Source organism: Rhizobacter sp. P2_H2, assembly GCF_056403375.1.
Window position 1 is genome coordinate 1 of the sequence record NZ_JBFUFP010001162.1, and the last position, 1,630, is coordinate 1,630.

General features: G+C 71.3%; 2 protein-coding genes. One reads left to right on the forward strand and one right to left on the reverse strand.

Features of this window, described 5'->3' with window-relative positions:
* A partial coding sequence (locus tag AC1D15_RS31140; protein ID WP_477829079.1) for a POT-type proton-dependent oligopeptide transporter occupies window positions 1-831 on the forward strand: 831 nt, incomplete at its 5' end.
* 1 nt (window position 832) lies between these two features.
* Here the strand turns inward: AC1D15_RS31140 and AC1D15_RS31145 are convergent.
* Window positions 833-1,630, reverse strand: a 798-nt coding sequence (locus AC1D15_RS31145) for an SDR family oxidoreductase (protein WP_477829080.1), incomplete at its 5' end; no start/stop codon positions are given.

The following is a 1,630-nucleotide window of genomic DNA, read 5'->3' on the forward strand; positions in this document are numbered from 1 at the left end:
GGCTTCGGCGCCGCCGGTGTCGGCATGGTGATCGGCCTGTTCGTGTACCTCGCGGGCCGGCGCCACCTGCCGCCCGAGCCGCTGCGCGTGCGCCGTACCGACAAGGCCGCCGCCGTGCCGCGCACACCGATGACCGGCACCGAGAAGGGCCGCCTGGTGCTGCTGGTCGCGCTGATCCCGGTGCTGATGATGACGGTCGTCGGCAACCAGCAGTACAACAACGCGTTCCCGCTGTGGTCGCAGAAGTACATGGACCTGGTGCTGTTCGGCTGGCAGGTGCCGGTGAGCTGGCTGCAGGCGATCGACGCGRCCGCGAGCACCGCGGCGATGATCGGTTCGATCGCGTTCTGGCGCTGGTGGGCCACGCGCCGCCGCGAGCCCGACGAGGTCACGAAGATGGCGCTCGGCTCGCTGATCGCCGCCTCCGCGCCGGCACTGCTGGTGATCGCCTCCGGCATCGTCGACCACTCGAGCGAGAAGGTCGGCTTCGGCTGGGCGATCGGCTACGCGGTGCTCAACGACATCGGCTTCGCCAACGTGATGCCGGTGGGCCTGGCGCTGTACTCGCGCACCGCACCGCACAAGCTCGAGGGGCTGATGATGGGCACCTACTACCTGCACCTGTTCCTCGCCAACACCTTCGTCGGCTGGCTGGCCGGCTTCCTCGAGACGATGCCGGGGCAGCAGTTCTGGGGCCTGCATGCGGTGCTCGTCGGCGGTGCCGGCGTGGCGCTGCTGGCGGTGAAGCTGGTGTTCGGCAAGCTGCTGGCGCCGACCGCGGTCGACAATGGCGCCGCGGCGGCCTCAGGCGACGCGGTGCCGGCTCACTGAGTCACGGCGACGCTTCATCCATCTCGAAGGCGGGCACGCGTCGGCCGTCGATGTCGGTGAAGCCGTAGTCCTGCGCCAGGTCACCCACGCGCAGCACCTGGCCGCTGCGGCGCATCACCTGCGCGTCGGCCGCCAGCGCCGCGACGGCGCGGCCCAGGTAGCGCGGTGATTCGGTGCGTGCGAGGGCAGGGCGCTCATGCCAGTGCGCCTCGTCGGTGTGGTGGCCGGCCAGCACGAACTCGGTGCGCATCCAGCCCGGCGACACCGCGACCGAGGCCACGCCGTGCGGCCGCAATTCCTCGGCGATGCCGAAGGCCAGCCGCGTCATGCCGGCCTTCGCGAGGTCGTAGAACAGGTTGCCGCGCAGGTAGTGGCCGCGGTCCCAGAAGGTGGTCGTGACGATCAGCCCGTGGCCTTGCCGCACCATCAGCGGCGCGGCGCGGCGGCTGGCCAGCAGGTGGTTGCGCACGCCGCGGTCGATCATCGAATCCCAGTGCGCGAGCGGGTGCTCCCAGAACGGCGCGTTGAACACGCCGTCGAAGGTTTCGTGGCCACCCCAGGCGTTGTTGACGAGCAGGTCGATGCGGCCCTGCTCGCGCTGCACGCGGGCGAACAGCGCGGCCACTTCGTCGTCCTGCGTGTGGTCGCAGCGCACCGCGATGCCGCGGCCACCGGCGCGCGTCACCTCGTCGGCGGTGTCGTCGATGCTGCCGGGCAGGGTGGCGAGCTCCGACAGGCCGAGCAGCTGGCCGTAGCTTTGCGCGGGCTGGGCGCGCGTGCTGCGCCCGGTCACGTAGAC